This window comes from Mesorhizobium sp. M2A.F.Ca.ET.046.03.2.1 (genome assembly GCF_003952425.1).
Classification (GTDB): domain Bacteria; phylum Pseudomonadota; class Alphaproteobacteria; order Rhizobiales; family Rhizobiaceae; genus Mesorhizobium.
Window position 1 is genome coordinate 3,363,355 of sequence record NZ_CP034449.1, and the last position, 13,278, is coordinate 3,376,632.

The 13,278-nt window shown below is 64.3% G+C and carries 12 protein-coding genes; 4 read left to right on the forward strand and 8 right to left on the reverse strand.

All coding sequences use genetic code 11. The features are described 5' to 3' along the window. Positions 1 to 59 precede the first annotated feature (59 nt). Together EJ072_RS16195 and acs are read right to left on the reverse strand one after the other, a co-directional pair. Positions 60 to 824 (reverse strand): MOSC domain-containing protein, encoded by a 765-nt coding sequence (locus EJ072_RS16195; protein ID WP_126080564.1) that lies wholly within the window; start codon positions 822 to 824, stop codon positions 60 to 62. Beyond that, entirely contained in the window at positions 824 to 2,779 is a 1,956-nt protein-coding gene (acs, locus tag EJ072_RS16200) for an acetate--CoA ligase (RefSeq protein ID WP_126080565.1), read from the reverse strand. Before acs ends, EJ072_RS16195 begins: the two co-directional genes overlap by 1 nt. A gap of 304 nt (positions 2,780 to 3,083) precedes the next feature. Here acs and EJ072_RS16205 point away from each other — a divergent pair, with 304 nt between their 5' ends. Then, positions 3,084 to 3,356, forward strand: a complete 273-nt coding sequence (locus tag EJ072_RS16205; protein ID WP_126063777.1) for an usg protein — start codon at positions 3,084 to 3,086, stop codon at positions 3,354 to 3,356. 306 nt (positions 3,357 to 3,662) lie between these two features. Here the strand turns inward: EJ072_RS16205 and EJ072_RS16215 are convergent, their stop codons facing one another. Together EJ072_RS16215 and EJ072_RS16220 are read right to left on the reverse strand one after the other, a co-directional pair. Then, positions 3,663 to 4,697, reverse strand: a complete 1,035-nt coding sequence (locus EJ072_RS16215; RefSeq protein ID WP_126080566.1) for an aldo/keto reductase — start codon at positions 4,695 to 4,697, stop codon at positions 3,663 to 3,665. Positions 4,698 to 4,734: 37 nt separating this feature from the next. Continuing rightward, positions 4,735 to 5,922, reverse strand: a complete 1,188-nt coding sequence (locus EJ072_RS16220) for an MFS transporter (RefSeq protein WP_126080567.1) — start codon at positions 5,920 to 5,922, stop codon at positions 4,735 to 4,737. Positions 5,923 to 6,043: 121 nt separating this feature from the next. Here EJ072_RS16220 and EJ072_RS16225 point away from each other — a divergent pair, with 121 nt between their 5' ends. Beyond that, positions 6,044 to 6,949 carry a LysR family transcriptional regulator gene (locus tag EJ072_RS16225; RefSeq protein WP_126080568.1) on the forward strand — a complete coding sequence of 302 codons (906 nt, stop codon included), beginning with the start codon at positions 6,044 to 6,046 and terminating at the stop codon, positions 6,947 to 6,949. 61 nt (positions 6,950 to 7,010) lie between these two features. On the opposite strand, the gene EJ072_RS16230 is transcribed toward EJ072_RS16225, so the two are convergent. The 4 genes from EJ072_RS16230 to EJ072_RS16245 all read right to left on the reverse strand — a co-directional run bounded on the left by EJ072_RS16230 (position 7,011) and on the right by EJ072_RS16245 (position 9,592). Then, positions 7,011 to 8,060 carry an aldo/keto reductase gene (locus EJ072_RS16230; RefSeq protein WP_126080569.1) on the reverse strand — a complete coding sequence of 350 codons (1,050 nt, stop codon included), beginning with the start codon at positions 8,058 to 8,060 and terminating at the stop codon, positions 7,011 to 7,013. A 129-nt stretch (positions 8,061 to 8,189) separates the two neighbouring features. After that, positions 8,190 to 8,591 (reverse strand): type II toxin-antitoxin system VapC family toxin, encoded by a 402-nt coding sequence (locus EJ072_RS16235; protein ID WP_126080570.1) that lies wholly within the window; start codon positions 8,589 to 8,591, stop codon positions 8,190 to 8,192. Then, positions 8,591 to 8,845 carry a type II toxin-antitoxin system Phd/YefM family antitoxin gene (locus EJ072_RS16240; protein ID WP_126080571.1) on the reverse strand — a complete coding sequence of 85 codons (255 nt, stop codon included), beginning with the start codon at positions 8,843 to 8,845 and terminating at the stop codon, positions 8,591 to 8,593. The genes EJ072_RS16235 and EJ072_RS16240 overlap by 1 nt, the downstream gene beginning before the upstream one ends. An 84-nt stretch (positions 8,846 to 8,929) precedes the next feature. Next, on the reverse strand, positions 8,930 to 9,592 hold the full coding sequence (locus EJ072_RS16245) for a YggS family pyridoxal phosphate-dependent enzyme (RefSeq protein WP_126080572.1): 663 nt from the start codon (positions 9,590 to 9,592) through the stop codon (positions 8,930 to 8,932). A 216-nt stretch (positions 9,593 to 9,808) separates the two neighbouring features. Here EJ072_RS16245 and leuS point away from each other — a divergent pair, with 216 nt between their 5' ends. Together leuS and lptE are read left to right on the forward strand one after the other, a co-directional pair. After that, positions 9,809 to 12,436 (forward strand): leucine--tRNA ligase, encoded by a 2,628-nt coding sequence (gene leuS / locus EJ072_RS16250; RefSeq protein ID WP_126080573.1) that lies wholly within the window; start codon positions 9,809 to 9,811, stop codon positions 12,434 to 12,436. Beyond that, positions 12,423 to 13,004, forward strand: a complete 582-nt coding sequence (gene lptE, locus EJ072_RS16255; protein ID WP_126080574.1) for an LPS assembly lipoprotein LptE — start codon at positions 12,423 to 12,425, stop codon at positions 13,002 to 13,004. Before leuS ends, lptE begins: the two co-directional genes overlap by 14 nt. Positions 13,005 to 13,278 lie beyond the last annotated feature (274 nt).

Sequence of the window (13,278 nt, forward strand, 5' to 3'; positions counted from 1 at the left end):
CGGTTTGTTGAACACACCCCAATGATGGGGTGCGTTGCAGCAAAAGACAAGAGGGCAGGTCAGAGGAAGCGCATCGGCGCGCCGATCCCGATCCGCGCCGGCCGGTCGACGGTGCAGTAGACGCCGAGATTGTGGGCGTTGTGGCGAACCAGGTTGCGCAGGATGCCGGGGTCGGTGTCGAAGCCGTCCTGGGCGATGATGGTGAAGCCGCAGCGGCGGCAGGGTTCGGAGACGGTGAGTTCAAGATCGCCGACCGCGAGCTTTCTTCCGATCCATTCCGTCTCCGGGAAGGCGCCTTCGACAGGCGCCATGTCGACGACGATGTTGGGCCGGAAGCGGCGCGGATCGGGCGTGCCCTCCGGATGCAGGGCCTTCAGGCGGGCCAGCGAGGCAGTGGTGAGCAGATGGATCGGCGTTTTGGCATAGCGGGCTGCGGTCAGCGGCCCGGTATGGAAGGGCGCCGCGTTCTCAGCGCCGAACGGACGGATGGAGGCCGCGAAGCCGAGGAAGGCCGAAATCGCGCGGTCGCTTTCCGGGTCGGGCGCCGGCAGCCAGCCGCCGCCGGGCACGGCGACTTCCAGGCGCCATTCCTTGCTCATCGGGGCCCCGCTCAGCCGGGTGCGAATAAGCGGCACTTTGTGCCACTTTGTTTCGCGGTCTGGCCTTGCGATCTCGCCGTCGGAAGCATCGACCAGTCCAAACAGCCGGTCACCATCGACAGTCGTCGTGCCGACCGAAATGGCGTCGAGCCGCTCGCCGGCGAGCGAGCTCGCCGGATAGCGCCAGAGCTGGCTGACGGAGCCGAGGATCGTCTCGCCGGCCATCAGCCTCTCTTGTTCTGGCGGTTGACGACGAGGTCGTCGACCACGGCCGGGTCGGCGAGGGTCGAGGTGTCGCCCAGCGAACCGAAATCGTCCTCGGCGATCTTGCGCAGGATGCGGCGCATGATCTTGCCGGAACGGGTCTTGGGCAGGCCGGGCGCGAACTGGATCTTGTCCGGCGTGGCGATGGCGCCGATCTCCTTGCGGACATGGGCGACGAGTTCCTTGCGCAGATCCTCGCTGCCCGTCTCTCCGGCCATCAGGGTGACATAGCAGTAGATTCCCTGCCCCTTGATGTCGTGCGGATAGCCGACGACCGCGGCCTCGGAAACCTTGTCGTGGCTGACCAGCGCCGATTCGACCTCGGCCGTGCCCATGCGGTGCCCGGAGACGTTGATGACGTCGTCGACGCGGCCGGTGATCCAGTAATAGCCGTCGGCGTCGCGGCGGCAGCCGTCGCCGGTGAAGTACTTGCCCTTGTAGGTCGAGAAATAGGTCTGCACGAACCGCTCGTGGTCGCCATAGACGGTGCGCATCTGGCCCGGCCAGGAATCGGTTATGCAGAGATTGCCGTCGGTGGCGCCTTCCAGCACCTTGCCTTCACCGTCGACCAGCTGCGGCTGAACGCCGAAGAAGGGCCGGGTGGCGGAACCGGCTTTCAGGTCCGTGGCGCCGGGCAGCGGCGTGATCAGGATGCCGCCGGTCTCGGTCTGCCACCATGTGTCGACGATCGGCACCTTGCCGTTGCCGACGACGTTGAAATACCACTCCCAGGCTTCCGGGTTGATCGGCTCGCCGACCGACCCCAGAACGCGCAGCGACTTGCGTGAGGTCTTCTTCACATGGCCGTCGCCGGCGCCCATCAGCGCGCGCAGCGCCGTCGGCGCGGTGTAGAAGATGTTGACCTTGTGCTTGTCGATGACCTCCCAGAAGCGCGCCTGGGAGGGATAGTTCGGCACGCCCTCGAACATCAGCGTGGTGGCGCCGTTGGCCAGAGGTCCGTAGACGATATAGCTGTGGCCGGTCACCCAGCCGACATCGGCGGTGCACCAATAGACGTCGCCGTCATGGTAGTCGAAGACATATTGGTGCGTCATCGAGGCATAGACGAGATAGCCGGCGGTGGTGTGCAGGACGCCCTTCGGCTTGCCGGTCGAGCCGGAGGTGTAGAGGATGAACAGCGGATCCTCTGCCTTCATCTTCTCCGGCTTGCATTCAGCCTTCACCGAAGCGACTTCGTCGTGATACCAGACGTCGCGACCGGGAGCCCAGCCGACCTTGCCGCCGGTGCGGCGCACGACCACGACCTTGTTGACCATCACGAAGTTCCTGGCGGCGATGTCGATCGCCTTGTCGGCATTGTCCTTCAGCGGAATGGTCTTGCCGCCGCGCAGACCTTCATCGGCGGTGATGACGAAGGTCGATTCGCAGTCGACGATGCGGCCGGCGAGCGCGTCCGGCGAGAAGCCGCCGAAGACGATCGAATGGATGGCGCCGATGCGGGTGCAGGCGAGCATCGCATAGGCCGCTTCCGGGATCATCGGCATGTAGATGGTGACGCGGTCGCCCTTCTTGACGCCGTGCTTCTTCATCACATTGGCGAGCCGGCATACATGTTCGTAAAGCTCGTTGTAGGTGATCTTCCTGTCGTCGTAGGGATTGTCGCCTTCCCAGATGATGGCGGTCTGGTTGCCGCGCTTCTTCAGGTGCCGGTCGATGCAATTGTAGGAGACGTTGGTCTGGCCGTCCTCGAACCACTTGATCGAGACCTTGCCGTCGAACGAGGTGTTCTTGACCTTCGTGAAAGGCTTGAACCAGTCGATGCGCTTGCCGTGCTTGCCCCAGAACTTGTCCGGGTTCTTCACGCTGTCGGCATACCATTTGAGGTAGGTATCGTTGTCGATCAACGCGTTCTTCTTCCACGCCGGCTGGACGCGGTGGACATGCACATCGGACATTTTCTGCTTTCCTCCCAAACCACTCTCGCCGGCTTGAGCCGCCAGCGGCATCGCGGCAAAACGGCCGCGAATTCGCGGGCATTATTAACAGTTCCGTCGTGGCGGCAATATTAGACGTTGGATTCGCGCGGCGGGATGACGCAGGGGCAAGCGCCCAAGGCTACTAGCACTCCCGCTGGGCGGCTGCTAACCGCCTGTTTTAATGAGAAAAATTTTTAGGGACCTCGCAAAAAACCATAGACAGTTAAGCAACCGTGCGCACAATTCGGCGTTGGGAGGAAGGAGAATCAACCAAGGAAACGCAATGCGCGACAATTCCGAAATGGACCTGATGCTCAGGGGATATGGGCTGACCACGGCCAAGATCCTTTACCACTATCCGGACCACCCGCACCTGCTGCAAAGCTTTGTCTGGCAGGATTACGACATAGCGCCGCAATTCCCGGTGCTGATCCGCTTCATCGAATTCTGGAAGACCAAGCTCGACGGACCGCTGCATTCGGTGACGTATACCCACCAGAGGCTCGTCGCGCCGAATGAGTGGCGGAAGGTCGATGGGGAGTTTCTGGTGCACTGAGGCGTTGCCCAGAAGTTCTCTGGACGTCGAATGTTTGGCGGAAACGCCTGTGACTTCGTCATCCACGGGCGGAGCAAGGAGCGAAGCGACGCGGCGCAGACCCGAGGATCCATTCCGTGACTTCGAAGCGTTGCGGCGATCCAGAATTCTGCTCGCCGCGCCTACGATCGAGGTAACGGAATGGATCCTCGGGTCTTCGCGACGCCGCTTCGCGGCTGCTTCGCCCGTGGATGACGAAGTTCAGAGGGCTGCGGCTAATCTCGCGCGTTCACGCTCGCGCTGAGGGGGCAGCTTCAGCGCCGGCGATCACACCGCCGGCGGGTTCAGCCGGGCGAAGCCTTCTTGGCGCCGATAGGGGAAGTAGGGATAGGGCGCCGTCACCGCGCTCGCTTCGTCGAGCGCCTTGATCTGTTGGGGCGTCAGCGTCCAGCCGACGGCGCCGAGGTTCTGGCGGAGCTGTTCCTCGTTGCGCGCGCCGATGATCACCGACGACACGGTCGGCCGCTGCAGGAGCCAGTTGATGGCGACCTGCGGCACGGTCTTGCCGGTCTCGGCGGCGACCGCTTCCAGCGCATCGACCACCTTGAAAAGATGCTCGTCCTCGACCGGCGGGCCGAAATCGGCTGTGCCGTGCAGCCGGCTCTTTTCCGGCAAGGGCTGGCCGCGGCGGATCTTGCCGGTCAGCCGGCCCCAGCCGAGCGGACTCCACACCAGGGCGCCGACGCCCTGGTCGAGGCCGAGCGGCATCAGTTCCCACTCATAGTCGCGGCCCACCAGCGAATAATAGACCTGATGCGCGACGTAGCGCGGGTAGCCGTGTTTGTCGGCCAGGCCGAGCGATTTCATCACCTGCCAACTGGAGAAGTTGGAGACGCCGACATAGCGCAGCCTGCCGGAGCGCACGAGGTCGTCCAGCGCCGACAGCACTTCCTCGATCGGTGTCGAGGCGTCGAAGGCATGGAGCTGCAAAAGGTCGATATAGTCGGTGCCGAGACGCTTCAGCGCCGCGTCGACGGAGCGGATCAGGCGGGAGCGCGACGAGCCCCAGTCGGCCGGACCGTCGCCCATCGGCAACGACGTCTTGGTCGAGATCAGCACCGCGTCGCGACGGCCCCTGATCGCCTCGCCAAGCACCTCTTCCGAGACGCCGTTGGAATAGACATCGGCCGTGTCGAAAAGATTGACGCCCGCCTCCAGGCAGATGTCGACCAGCCGGCGCGCCTCTTTCGCGTCGCTGTTGCCCCAATGGCCGAAGAGGGGACCGGAGCCGCCAAAGGTTCCGGCGCCGAAGGAAAGCGCCGGCACTTTCAGGCCGGAGGCGCCGAGAGGTCGATAATCCATCTTTTTTCTCCTGATTGGATGTCGAAGGGATCGGCGTTCAGCACTGCGCCGTGACCGGCTTGCCGATCGCGCTGCCGCGTTCGAGACGCAGCGCCATGAGCACCACGCCGAGCGCGGCGATCGGCACCAGGCCGGCGACGAGGGGGACGGCGCCGAGGCCGGGGCCGTGATCGATGACGAAGCCGCCGAGCCAAGCGCCGATGGCGTTGCCGAGATTGAAGGCGGCGATGTTGAAGGAGGAGGCCAGGCCCTGGCCGGCGCCCTTGGCCTTCTCCAGCACCCACATCTGCAGCGGCGCGACGGTGGCGAAGGCGGCGGCACCCAGCAGGCCCACGGCAATGATCGCCGTGATCGGCTGATGGATCGCCGCGGTCATGAGGAACAGCACCGCCGACAGCGCAACCAGCGTGCCGACGACCGTCGGCACAAGGTGCCGGTCGGCGAGGCGTCCGCCAAGCAGGTTGCCGGCGACCAGCCCGCCGCCGAAGACGAGCAGGATCGGCGAGACGGCTCCCTCGGAAAAGCCGGTGACGCGGGTCAGGATCGGCGCCAGATAGGTGAAGGCAGCAAAGACGCCGACCCAGCTCAGCACCGTGGTCAGGAGGCCGAGCAGCACCGCCCGGCGGCCGAGCACGGCGAGCGTGCCTTCGGAGCTTTCCTCTTCGTCTGCTGCTACCGGTTCGTCGCGCGGCACGAGCAGCGCGATCACGGCAAAGGCGATGACGCCGACCAGCGTGACGGCGAGGAAGGTGGAGCGCCAGCCATAGGCCTGGCCGAGCCAGGTGCCGAAGGGCACGCCGAGGATGTTGGCGACGGTGAGGCCGGTGAACATCAGCGCGATGGCCGAGGCCTTCCTGTTGGGCGCGACCAAGCTGGTGGCGACGACGGAGCCGACGCCGAAGAAGGAGGCGTGGGCGAAGGCGGTGAGCACACGCGCCGCCATCAGCGTCCAGTAGTCGGGCGCCAGTGCGCAGGCCAAGTTGCCGACGGTGAAGACCACCATCAGCGCAAGCAGCAAGGTCTTGCGCGGCAGCCGGCCGGTCAAGGCGCCAAGCAGCGGCGCGCCGATGACGACACCCAGCGCGTAGCCGGAAATGAGCAGGCCCGCGGCCGAGATCGAGACGCCGAGATCGGCGCTGACATCGAGCAGCAGACCCATGATGACGAATTCAGTGACACCGATGCCGAAGGCGCCGGCGGTGAGGGCATAAAGAGCAAGGGGCATGGCAGGATCCGTTTGGTGCTGAAGGACGCCCAAGTCCCGCGCCCCGATGCCGAAGATCGTGATCCGTCGAGCTGTGAACCAGTCTTGCAATGGGCATATTTTCTGTGAAATAAATTCACAAATGGCGCGACCCGAAATCAACCGCTCCGGCGAGATCGAAGTGTTCGTCCGCGTCGCCGAGACGGGCAGTTTTTCCGCCGCGGCGCGGGCCTTGCGCATGACGCCCTCGGCGGTGAGCAAGCTGATCGCGCGGCTGGAGGCGCGGCTCGGCGCGCGGCTGGTCAGCCGCTCGACACGCAAGCTGCAACTGACACCGGAGGGAACCAGCTTTTACGACAGCGGCCTGCGTATCCTTGCCGATCTTGATGCGGCGGAACGCGAGGCGGCCGCAGGCGCCGCGCCGCGCGGAAAGCTCAGGGTCAACTCCTATGTGCCGTTCGGCCAGCACCGGCTGATGGAATTGCTGCCGCGTTTCCTGGAGCGCTATCCCGAGATTTCCGTCGAAGCGGTGCTGACCGACAATGTCATCAACCTGTTGGAGGAGCGGGCCGATGTCGCCATACGCGCCGGACCGCTTAGCGAGTCGCGCCTGGTGGCGCGCAAGCTCGGCCAGAGCCGGATGGTGCTGGTTGCGTCCCGCGCCTATCTCGCAGCACGCGGCACGCCGCGCGCATTGTCCGACCTTGCCCGCCACAACATGCTCGCCTTCGGCTTCGCCAGGCATATCGACGGCTGGCCTTTCATTGATGCCGCGGGCAAATCGATCATCCTGCCGATCGTCGGGAACATGTCGCTGACCGATGGCGAAGCGATGCGGCTGACGACATTGGCCGGAGCGGGCATCGCAAGATTGGCGCGCTGGCATGTCGAGCCCGACATCGCCGCAGGGCGGCTCGTGCCGCTGCTGGAGACGTTCAATCCCGGCGACGAGGAGCCGACGCACGCCGTCTATGTCGGCCACGGCAAGCATCTGCCGGCGCGGGTGCGGGCCTTTCTCGACTTTCTCGCGGAAACTGTCCGGCTCTGAAATGGAAGAGCCGCGCTTAGACAGCGCGGCTCCCGAAAAAAACCAGCCTATTGGAGATAGATCACGCCTTCGGCACGAACGGCGCCGGACGCCGGCCGGCACTCTGCCGCTCAAGCATCCAGCCGGGATATTCGGCGGGCAGCGCGCTCACCTCGTCGAGCCTGGCAAGATCGTCGGCATCGAGCTGCAAGCCGGTAGCGGCGAGGTTCTGCTCGAGCTGGTCCATGCGGCTGGCGCCGATGAGGACGCTCATCACAAAAGGTTTTGCCAGCACGTAGCCAAGCGCCACGGTGGCAACGCTGACGTCATGCTTCTTCGCCACCTCGCGCATGACGGCGACCGCCGCCCAGGCGCGGTCTTCGTTGACCGGCGGGAAGTTGAAGGAGGCGCGGCGGCCCTCGCCATTGCCGGGAGCGCCAGGGCCGTATTTGCCGGAGAGCAGTCCGCCGGCCATCGGCGACCAGACCATCAGGCCGAGCTTCTCTTCGTTGATCAGCGGCACGATCTCGCGCTCGAGATCGCGGCCGGCGATCGAGTAATAGGACTGAATGGTCTCGAAACGGGCGAAGCCCTTGCGCTCGGCAATGCCCAGCGCCTTGGCGATGCGCCAGGCCTGCCAGTTGGAGACGCCGACATAGCGCACCTTGCCGCTGGCGACGAGATCGTCGAGCGCGCGCAGCGTCTCGTCGATCGGCGTCACCGTGTCGGTGCCATGCAACTGGTAGAGATCGATATGGTCGAGCTGCAGCCGCTTCAGGCTGCCGTCGACGGAATCCATGATGTGGCCGCGCGACGAGCCGCGCTCGTTCGGGCCGTTGCCCATCGCGCCATGCACCTTGGTGGCGATGATGACGTCCGAGCGCTTGATGCCGAGATCCTTGAGCGATTGTCCGAGCAATTGCTCGGACTGGCCGAAGGAATAGACATCCGCCGTGTCGAAGAAATTGACGCCGGCGGCGATCGAGCGGGCGACGATCTCGTTGACGCCCTTCTGGTCGAGACTGGCGATCAGCCCCCATTGGGCATTCTCGCCGGCGGCGCCGAACGTCATGGTGCCGAGGCAGAGTTCGGAAACGAAAAGGCCGGTATTGCCAAGCTGGTTGTAGCGCATGGTGGGATTCCCCGAGAGAAGGAGTGAGTGACCACAAGCAAATAGGAACGGGCCGTTTCGTTTCAAGCGCTGGCACAACCACGGTAGTCAACTTGGCGTGAAGTTGCCCGCCGGCGGATCCCAGAACGGTCAGACTTCCCAGGGATTGAGGACTGTAACGCCGACGCCCTCGAAGTCGGCGACGTTTCGCGTGACCAGGATCAGGTCGTGCACGAGGGCGGTCGCCGCGATAAGCGAGTCGGCGCTCCCCCGTGTGCGTCCCGCCGTTATGCGACCCCAGGCAAGAGCGACCTCCTCCGTGATCGCGAGAATGCGGTCCGTATTGTCTCTTCGAAGTTCTCGCAGCCAGATATCGAGCCGAGCCGCCCTTTCAGGGTCGATCTTACGCTGTTTGACGATTCCTCGCTCGATCTCACCCAGCGTAATGACACTAAGGTTGATCGACGCCGGATCAATCGAAGCTATCCAGGCAGTCGGCTTAGGCAACCGTCTTTGCACGTCCGACACGACGTTCGTGTCCAGCAGATACATCAGAGATCAATGTCCCGGATAATCGTGTCCGAGCGACGGGTGATTTCCTTGTCAAACTCCTCGTCCCAACCTGGACCGCTCAATAGGTACTCGACGAGCGATTTCTTCTTCCCGGCCAAGCGATCGTAGTCGTCTGCGGAGAGGACGACCGCGGCACGTTCGCCGCGAAGTGTCACGGTCTGCGGTCCCTCGGTTCGCGCCCGCTGGACCACTTTCGAGAAATTGTTCTTCGCGTCCTGAAGATGCCAGTTCATCTTGCTGCTCCTAGCTAGCTTGGCTAGATATAACGCGGTAGCCGCAGATATCAATCGATACCGGCGCAAGATACGGGGCGCAGGCTACCGGCTGCCGAAGATCGCCGATCCCACCCGGACGCTGGTCGCGCCGAAGGCGATCGCAGTCTCATAGTCGCCGGACATGCCCATCGACAGTTTTTCAACGCCGGCCTCGCGAGCGAGCTTTTCCAGCAGCGCGAAATGCGGGCCGGGGTTCTCATCGGCCGGGGGGATGCACATCAGGCCTTCGATGGCCAAGCCATGAACGTCGCGGCAGCGCTTGACGAAGGCGACCGCCTCGCGCGGCTCGATGCCTGCCTTTTGCGGCTCGGAGCCGGTGTTGACCTGGACATAGAGTCTTGGCGTCCGGCCTTGCCTGGTCATTTCCCTTGAAAGCTCCGCGGCGATCTTCTCGCGGTCGACGGTCTCGACGACGTCGAACAGCGCGACGGCTTCCTTGGCCTTGTTGGATTGGAGCGGGCCGATCAGATGCAGCTCCAGATCGGCAAATGCCTCCCTCAGCGCCGGCCATTTGCCCTGCGCTTCCTGCACGCGGTTCTCGCCGAAGACACGCTGGCCGGCCTCGATCACAGGGCGGATGTCCTCGGCCGCGAAGGTCTTCGACACCGCCACCAGGGTGACCGCGCCGGGCTCGCGCCTTGCCTCGCGCTCGGCGCTTGCTATCTTCGCCTTGACCGCGTGAAGCTGCTCTACGGCGTTCGTCATGCCACTATCCTGCCTATAGTTTTCATGGCCGGGCCGGCTCGCCGCAGTTGACGGGTCCGGCAATCCATGGTGAACACCGCGACGACATTGTCTCGGCTGCCGGCCTGGGCGTGTCGATATTCGGGCGATGCCGGCCTGCGAATGCCGGCCTGACCTGAATATCAACACACGCCTTAATCCAGCACCGCGCACCTGCTTTTAAGTGAAAAACATCCGATGGCAACCGAACGTTACAATCCGCGCACGTCAGAGCCCAAATGGCAGAAGGCCTGGGCCGAAAAGAAGCTGTTCGAGGCTCGCAACGACGATCCGAAGCCGAAATACTACGTGCTCGAGATGTTCCCCTATCCGTCGGGCAAGATCCATATCGGCCACACCCGCAACTACACGATGGGCGATGTGGTGGCGCGCTACAAGCGGGCCAAGGGCTTCAACGTGCTGCATCCGATGGGCTGGGACGCCTTCGGCATGCCTGCTGAAAACGCGGCCATGCAGAACAAGGTCCACCCCAAGGACTGGACCTACGAAAATATCGCCGTCATGCGCGAGCAGCTCAAGATGATGGGCCTGTCGCTCGACTGGGCGCGCGAGTTCGCGACCTGCGACGTCGACTACTATCACCGCCAGCAGATGCTGTTCCTTGACTTCGTCGAGAAGGGGCTGGTGACGCGCAAATCCTCCAAGGTCAACTGGGATCCGGAGGACATGACGGTGCTCGCCAACGAGCAGGTCATCGACGGCCGTGGCTGGCGCTCGGGGGCGTTGGTCGAGCAGCGCGAGCTGACGCAGTGGTTCTTCAAGATCACCGACTTCGCGCAGGATCTGCTGGATTCGCTCAACCTGCTCGAGGAGTGGCCGGAGAAGGTCAAGCTGATGCAGCACAACTGGATCGGCCGCTCCGAAGGCCTGCTGATCCGCTGGCCGTTGGCAAAACCGGTTGGCGACGCGCATGAGCTCGAAGTCTACACGACGAGGCCCGACACCATCTTCGGCGCTTCCTTCATGGCCGTCGCCGCCGACCATCCGCTGGCGAGGAAGGCCGCAGAGGAGAATGTCGAGCTGGCGAAGTTCATCGAGGAAGTCCGCCATATGGGCACCTCGGTGGCGGCGCTGGAGACGGCCGAAAAGAAGGGCTTCGACACCGGCATCCGCGTCGTCCACCCGTTCGACGAGAATTGGACGCTGCCGGTCTATGTCGCCAATTTCGTGCTGATGGAATATGGCACGGGCGCCATTTTCGGCTGCCCGTCGGGCGACCAGCGCGACCTCGATTTCGCCAACAAATACGGCCTGCCGGTGATCCCGGTGGTGATGCCCGAAGACGGCGACGCCAAGACCTTCCAGGTCATCGAGGAGGCCTATGTCGACGACGGCGTGATGATCAATTCGCGCTTCCTCGACGGCATGAAGCCCGAAAAGGCCTTCAATGAAGTGGCGAAGCTGCTGGAGGCAAAGACGATCGGCGGCCGGCCGATGGCGGAGCGCAAGGTGAATTTCCGCCTGCGCGACTGGGGCATCTCGCGCCAGCGCTACTGGGGCTGCCCGATCCCGATGATCCATTGCGAAGCCTGCGGCGTCGTGCCGGTGCCGAAGGCCGACCTGCCGGTGAAGCTGCCCGACGACATCGAGTTCGACCGTCCGGGCAATCCGCTCGACCGGCATCCGACCTGGCGGCATGTGAAGTGCCCGCAATGCGGCCGCGACGCGCGACGCGAGACCGACACGATGGACACGTTCGTCGATTCGTCCTGGTATTTCGCCCGCTTCACCGCGCCCTGGGCCAATGAGCCGACCGAGCCGAAAGCGGCCGATGAATGGCTGGCGGTCGACCAGTATATCGGCGGCATCGAGCACGCGATCCTGCACCTGCTCTATTCGCGCTTCTTCACCCGCGCCATGCGCGAGACCGGTCACCTCAATCTCGCCGAGCCGTTCAAGGGCCTGTTCACGCAAGGCATGGTGGTGCACGAGACCTACCGTGTCGGCGGCCCGTCCAACAACGGGCGCTGGCTGTCGCCGAGCGAGGTCAGGCTCGAGGATGTCGGCGGCAAGCGCCTCGCCTTTGAGATCGCCACCGGCGAGGAGGCGACGATCGGCGCGCTGGAGAAGATGTCGAAATCGAAGAAGAATACGGTGAGCCCGGAAGAGATCACCGACGGCTACGGCGCCGACACGGCGCGCTGGTTCATGCTGTCGGACTCGCCGCCGGAGCGCGACGTCGAGTGGACAGACGATGGCGCGGCCGGCGCGCACCGTTTCGTGCAGCGCATCTGGCGACTGGTGCAGATCGCCGCCGAATCTCTGCCCGGCGTAAAGCCGGCAGCGGCGAAGGATGGCGATGCGGGCGCCGTGTCCAAGGCCGCGCACAAGATCCTGAGGGCGGTCGGCGAGGACATCGAGAAGCTCGGCTTCAACCGCGCGATCGCCCGCATCTATGAGCTTGCCAATGCGCTGGCGACGCCGCTCAACGACGTCGCCGAAGGCAAGGCCAATGCTGCGCTGAAGGGCGCCTGCCGCGAGGCGGTGGAGATCCTGGTGCACATCATCGCGCCGGTCATGCCGCATCTGGCGGAGGAATGCTGGGAGGCGCTGGGCGGGACCGAGATGGTCGCCGAGCGGCCGTGGCCGGTCTACGATCCGGCGCTGGTCGTCGACAACGAGATCGTGCTGCCGGTGCAGGTCAACGGCAAGAAGCGCGGGGATTTGACAATTGCCCGCGACGCGGATCAAGGTGCCGTCGAAAAAGCGGTGCTGGCTCTCGACTTCGTGCAAAAAGCACTGGAGGGTAAGGCTCCGCGCAAGGTGATCATCGTCCCGCAGAGGATCGTCAATGTCGTTGCCTGATCCGGTGAAGCCACAAGCGATCCGCCTGCGCGGCCGCCTGGCGGTCTGCGGCATGGTCGCCGCGCTTGCGCTGGTCTCGGCCTGCACCGTGCGGCCGCTCTATTCCAACCAGCCGCTGTCGCCCGGATCGCAGCTCAGCGCGTCCGCCGAGCTCGCCTCGATCTCGATCAAGCCGGTCAACACCCGCTATGCGCAGCAGGTGCGCAACAATCTGATCTTCGCTTTCGGGCAGGGCTCGGGCGAGCCGGCCTCGCCGGCCTACACGCTCGATCTCGGCGTCACCGAACTGGTCGAATCGGCGGCCATCGTGCAGGTGCAGACCCAGGAAGACGAGCCGACGGCGGGCACGGTCACGCTGACCGCCACCTATGTGCTCAGGGACACCGCGACCAACACGGTGATTGCCGTCGGCAAGCGCTCGATCCCGTCGTCCTTCGACCGGCCGCGCCAGGAATTCGCGGCCTATCGCGCCCAGATCGATGCCGAGAACCGCGCGGCGCGCGAGTTGGCCGATCTGCTGCGGCTGTCGATCGCGCAGGATCTGGCCAAGCACGGCAAGAAAGCCTAATTCCTCGCCGGGGATTGGCCGAAGCTTCCCCGACTTCGTCATCCCTGGGCGGAGCAGCCAAGAAGCGGCGTCGCGGAGACCCTGGGATCCATTCCGTTACCTCAACGCGAAGGTGCAGCGGAGCAGAATTCTGCGCCGTTGCGACGCTCGTATGTCACGGCATGGATCCTCGGGTCTGCGCCGCGTCGCTTCGCTCCTTGCTTCGCCCGTGGATGACGATCGCGATGGGCGCTCCGGCCAATCGCCAAGGCATGCGACCCACCAAGGTATAGAC

Bases quoted from the DNA above. Each gene is read 5' to 3' on its own strand.
- EJ072_RS16195 (WP_126080564.1), bottom strand. From the start codon at position 824: ATGGCCGGCGAGACGATCCTCGGCTCCGTCAGCCAGCTCTGGCGCTAT.
- acs (WP_126080565.1), bottom strand. From the start codon at position 2,779: ATGTCCGATGTGCATGTCCACCGCGTCCAGCCGGCGTGGAAGAAGAAC.
- EJ072_RS16205 (WP_126063777.1), top strand. From the start codon at position 3,084: ATGCGCGACAATTCCGAAATGGACCTGATGCTCAGGGGATATGGGCTG.
- EJ072_RS16215 (WP_126080566.1), bottom strand. From the start codon at position 4,697: ATGGATTATCGACCTCTCGGCGCCTCCGGCCTGAAAGTGCCGGCGCTT.
- EJ072_RS16220 (WP_126080567.1), bottom strand. From the start codon at position 5,922: ATGCCCCTTGCTCTTTATGCCCTCACCGCCGGCGCCTTCGGCATCGGT.
- EJ072_RS16225 (WP_126080568.1), top strand. From the start codon at position 6,044: ATGGCGCGACCCGAAATCAACCGCTCCGGCGAGATCGAAGTGTTCGTC.
- EJ072_RS16230 (WP_126080569.1), bottom strand. From the start codon at position 8,060: ATGCGCTACAACCAGCTTGGCAATACCGGCCTTTTCGTTTCCGAACTC.
- EJ072_RS16235 (WP_126080570.1), bottom strand. From the start codon at position 8,591: ATGTATCTGCTGGACACGAACGTCGTGTCGGACGTGCAAAGACGGTTG.
- EJ072_RS16240 (WP_126080571.1), bottom strand. From the start codon at position 8,845: ATGAACTGGCATCTTCAGGACGCGAAGAACAATTTCTCGAAAGTGGTC.
- EJ072_RS16245 (WP_126080572.1), bottom strand. From the start codon at position 9,592: ATGACGAACGCCGTAGAGCAGCTTCACGCGGTCAAGGCGAAGATAGCA.
- leuS (WP_126080573.1), top strand. From the start codon at position 9,809: ATGGCAACCGAACGTTACAATCCGCGCACGTCAGAGCCCAAATGGCAG.
- lptE (WP_126080574.1), top strand. From the start codon at position 12,423: ATGTCGTTGCCTGATCCGGTGAAGCCACAAGCGATCCGCCTGCGCGGC.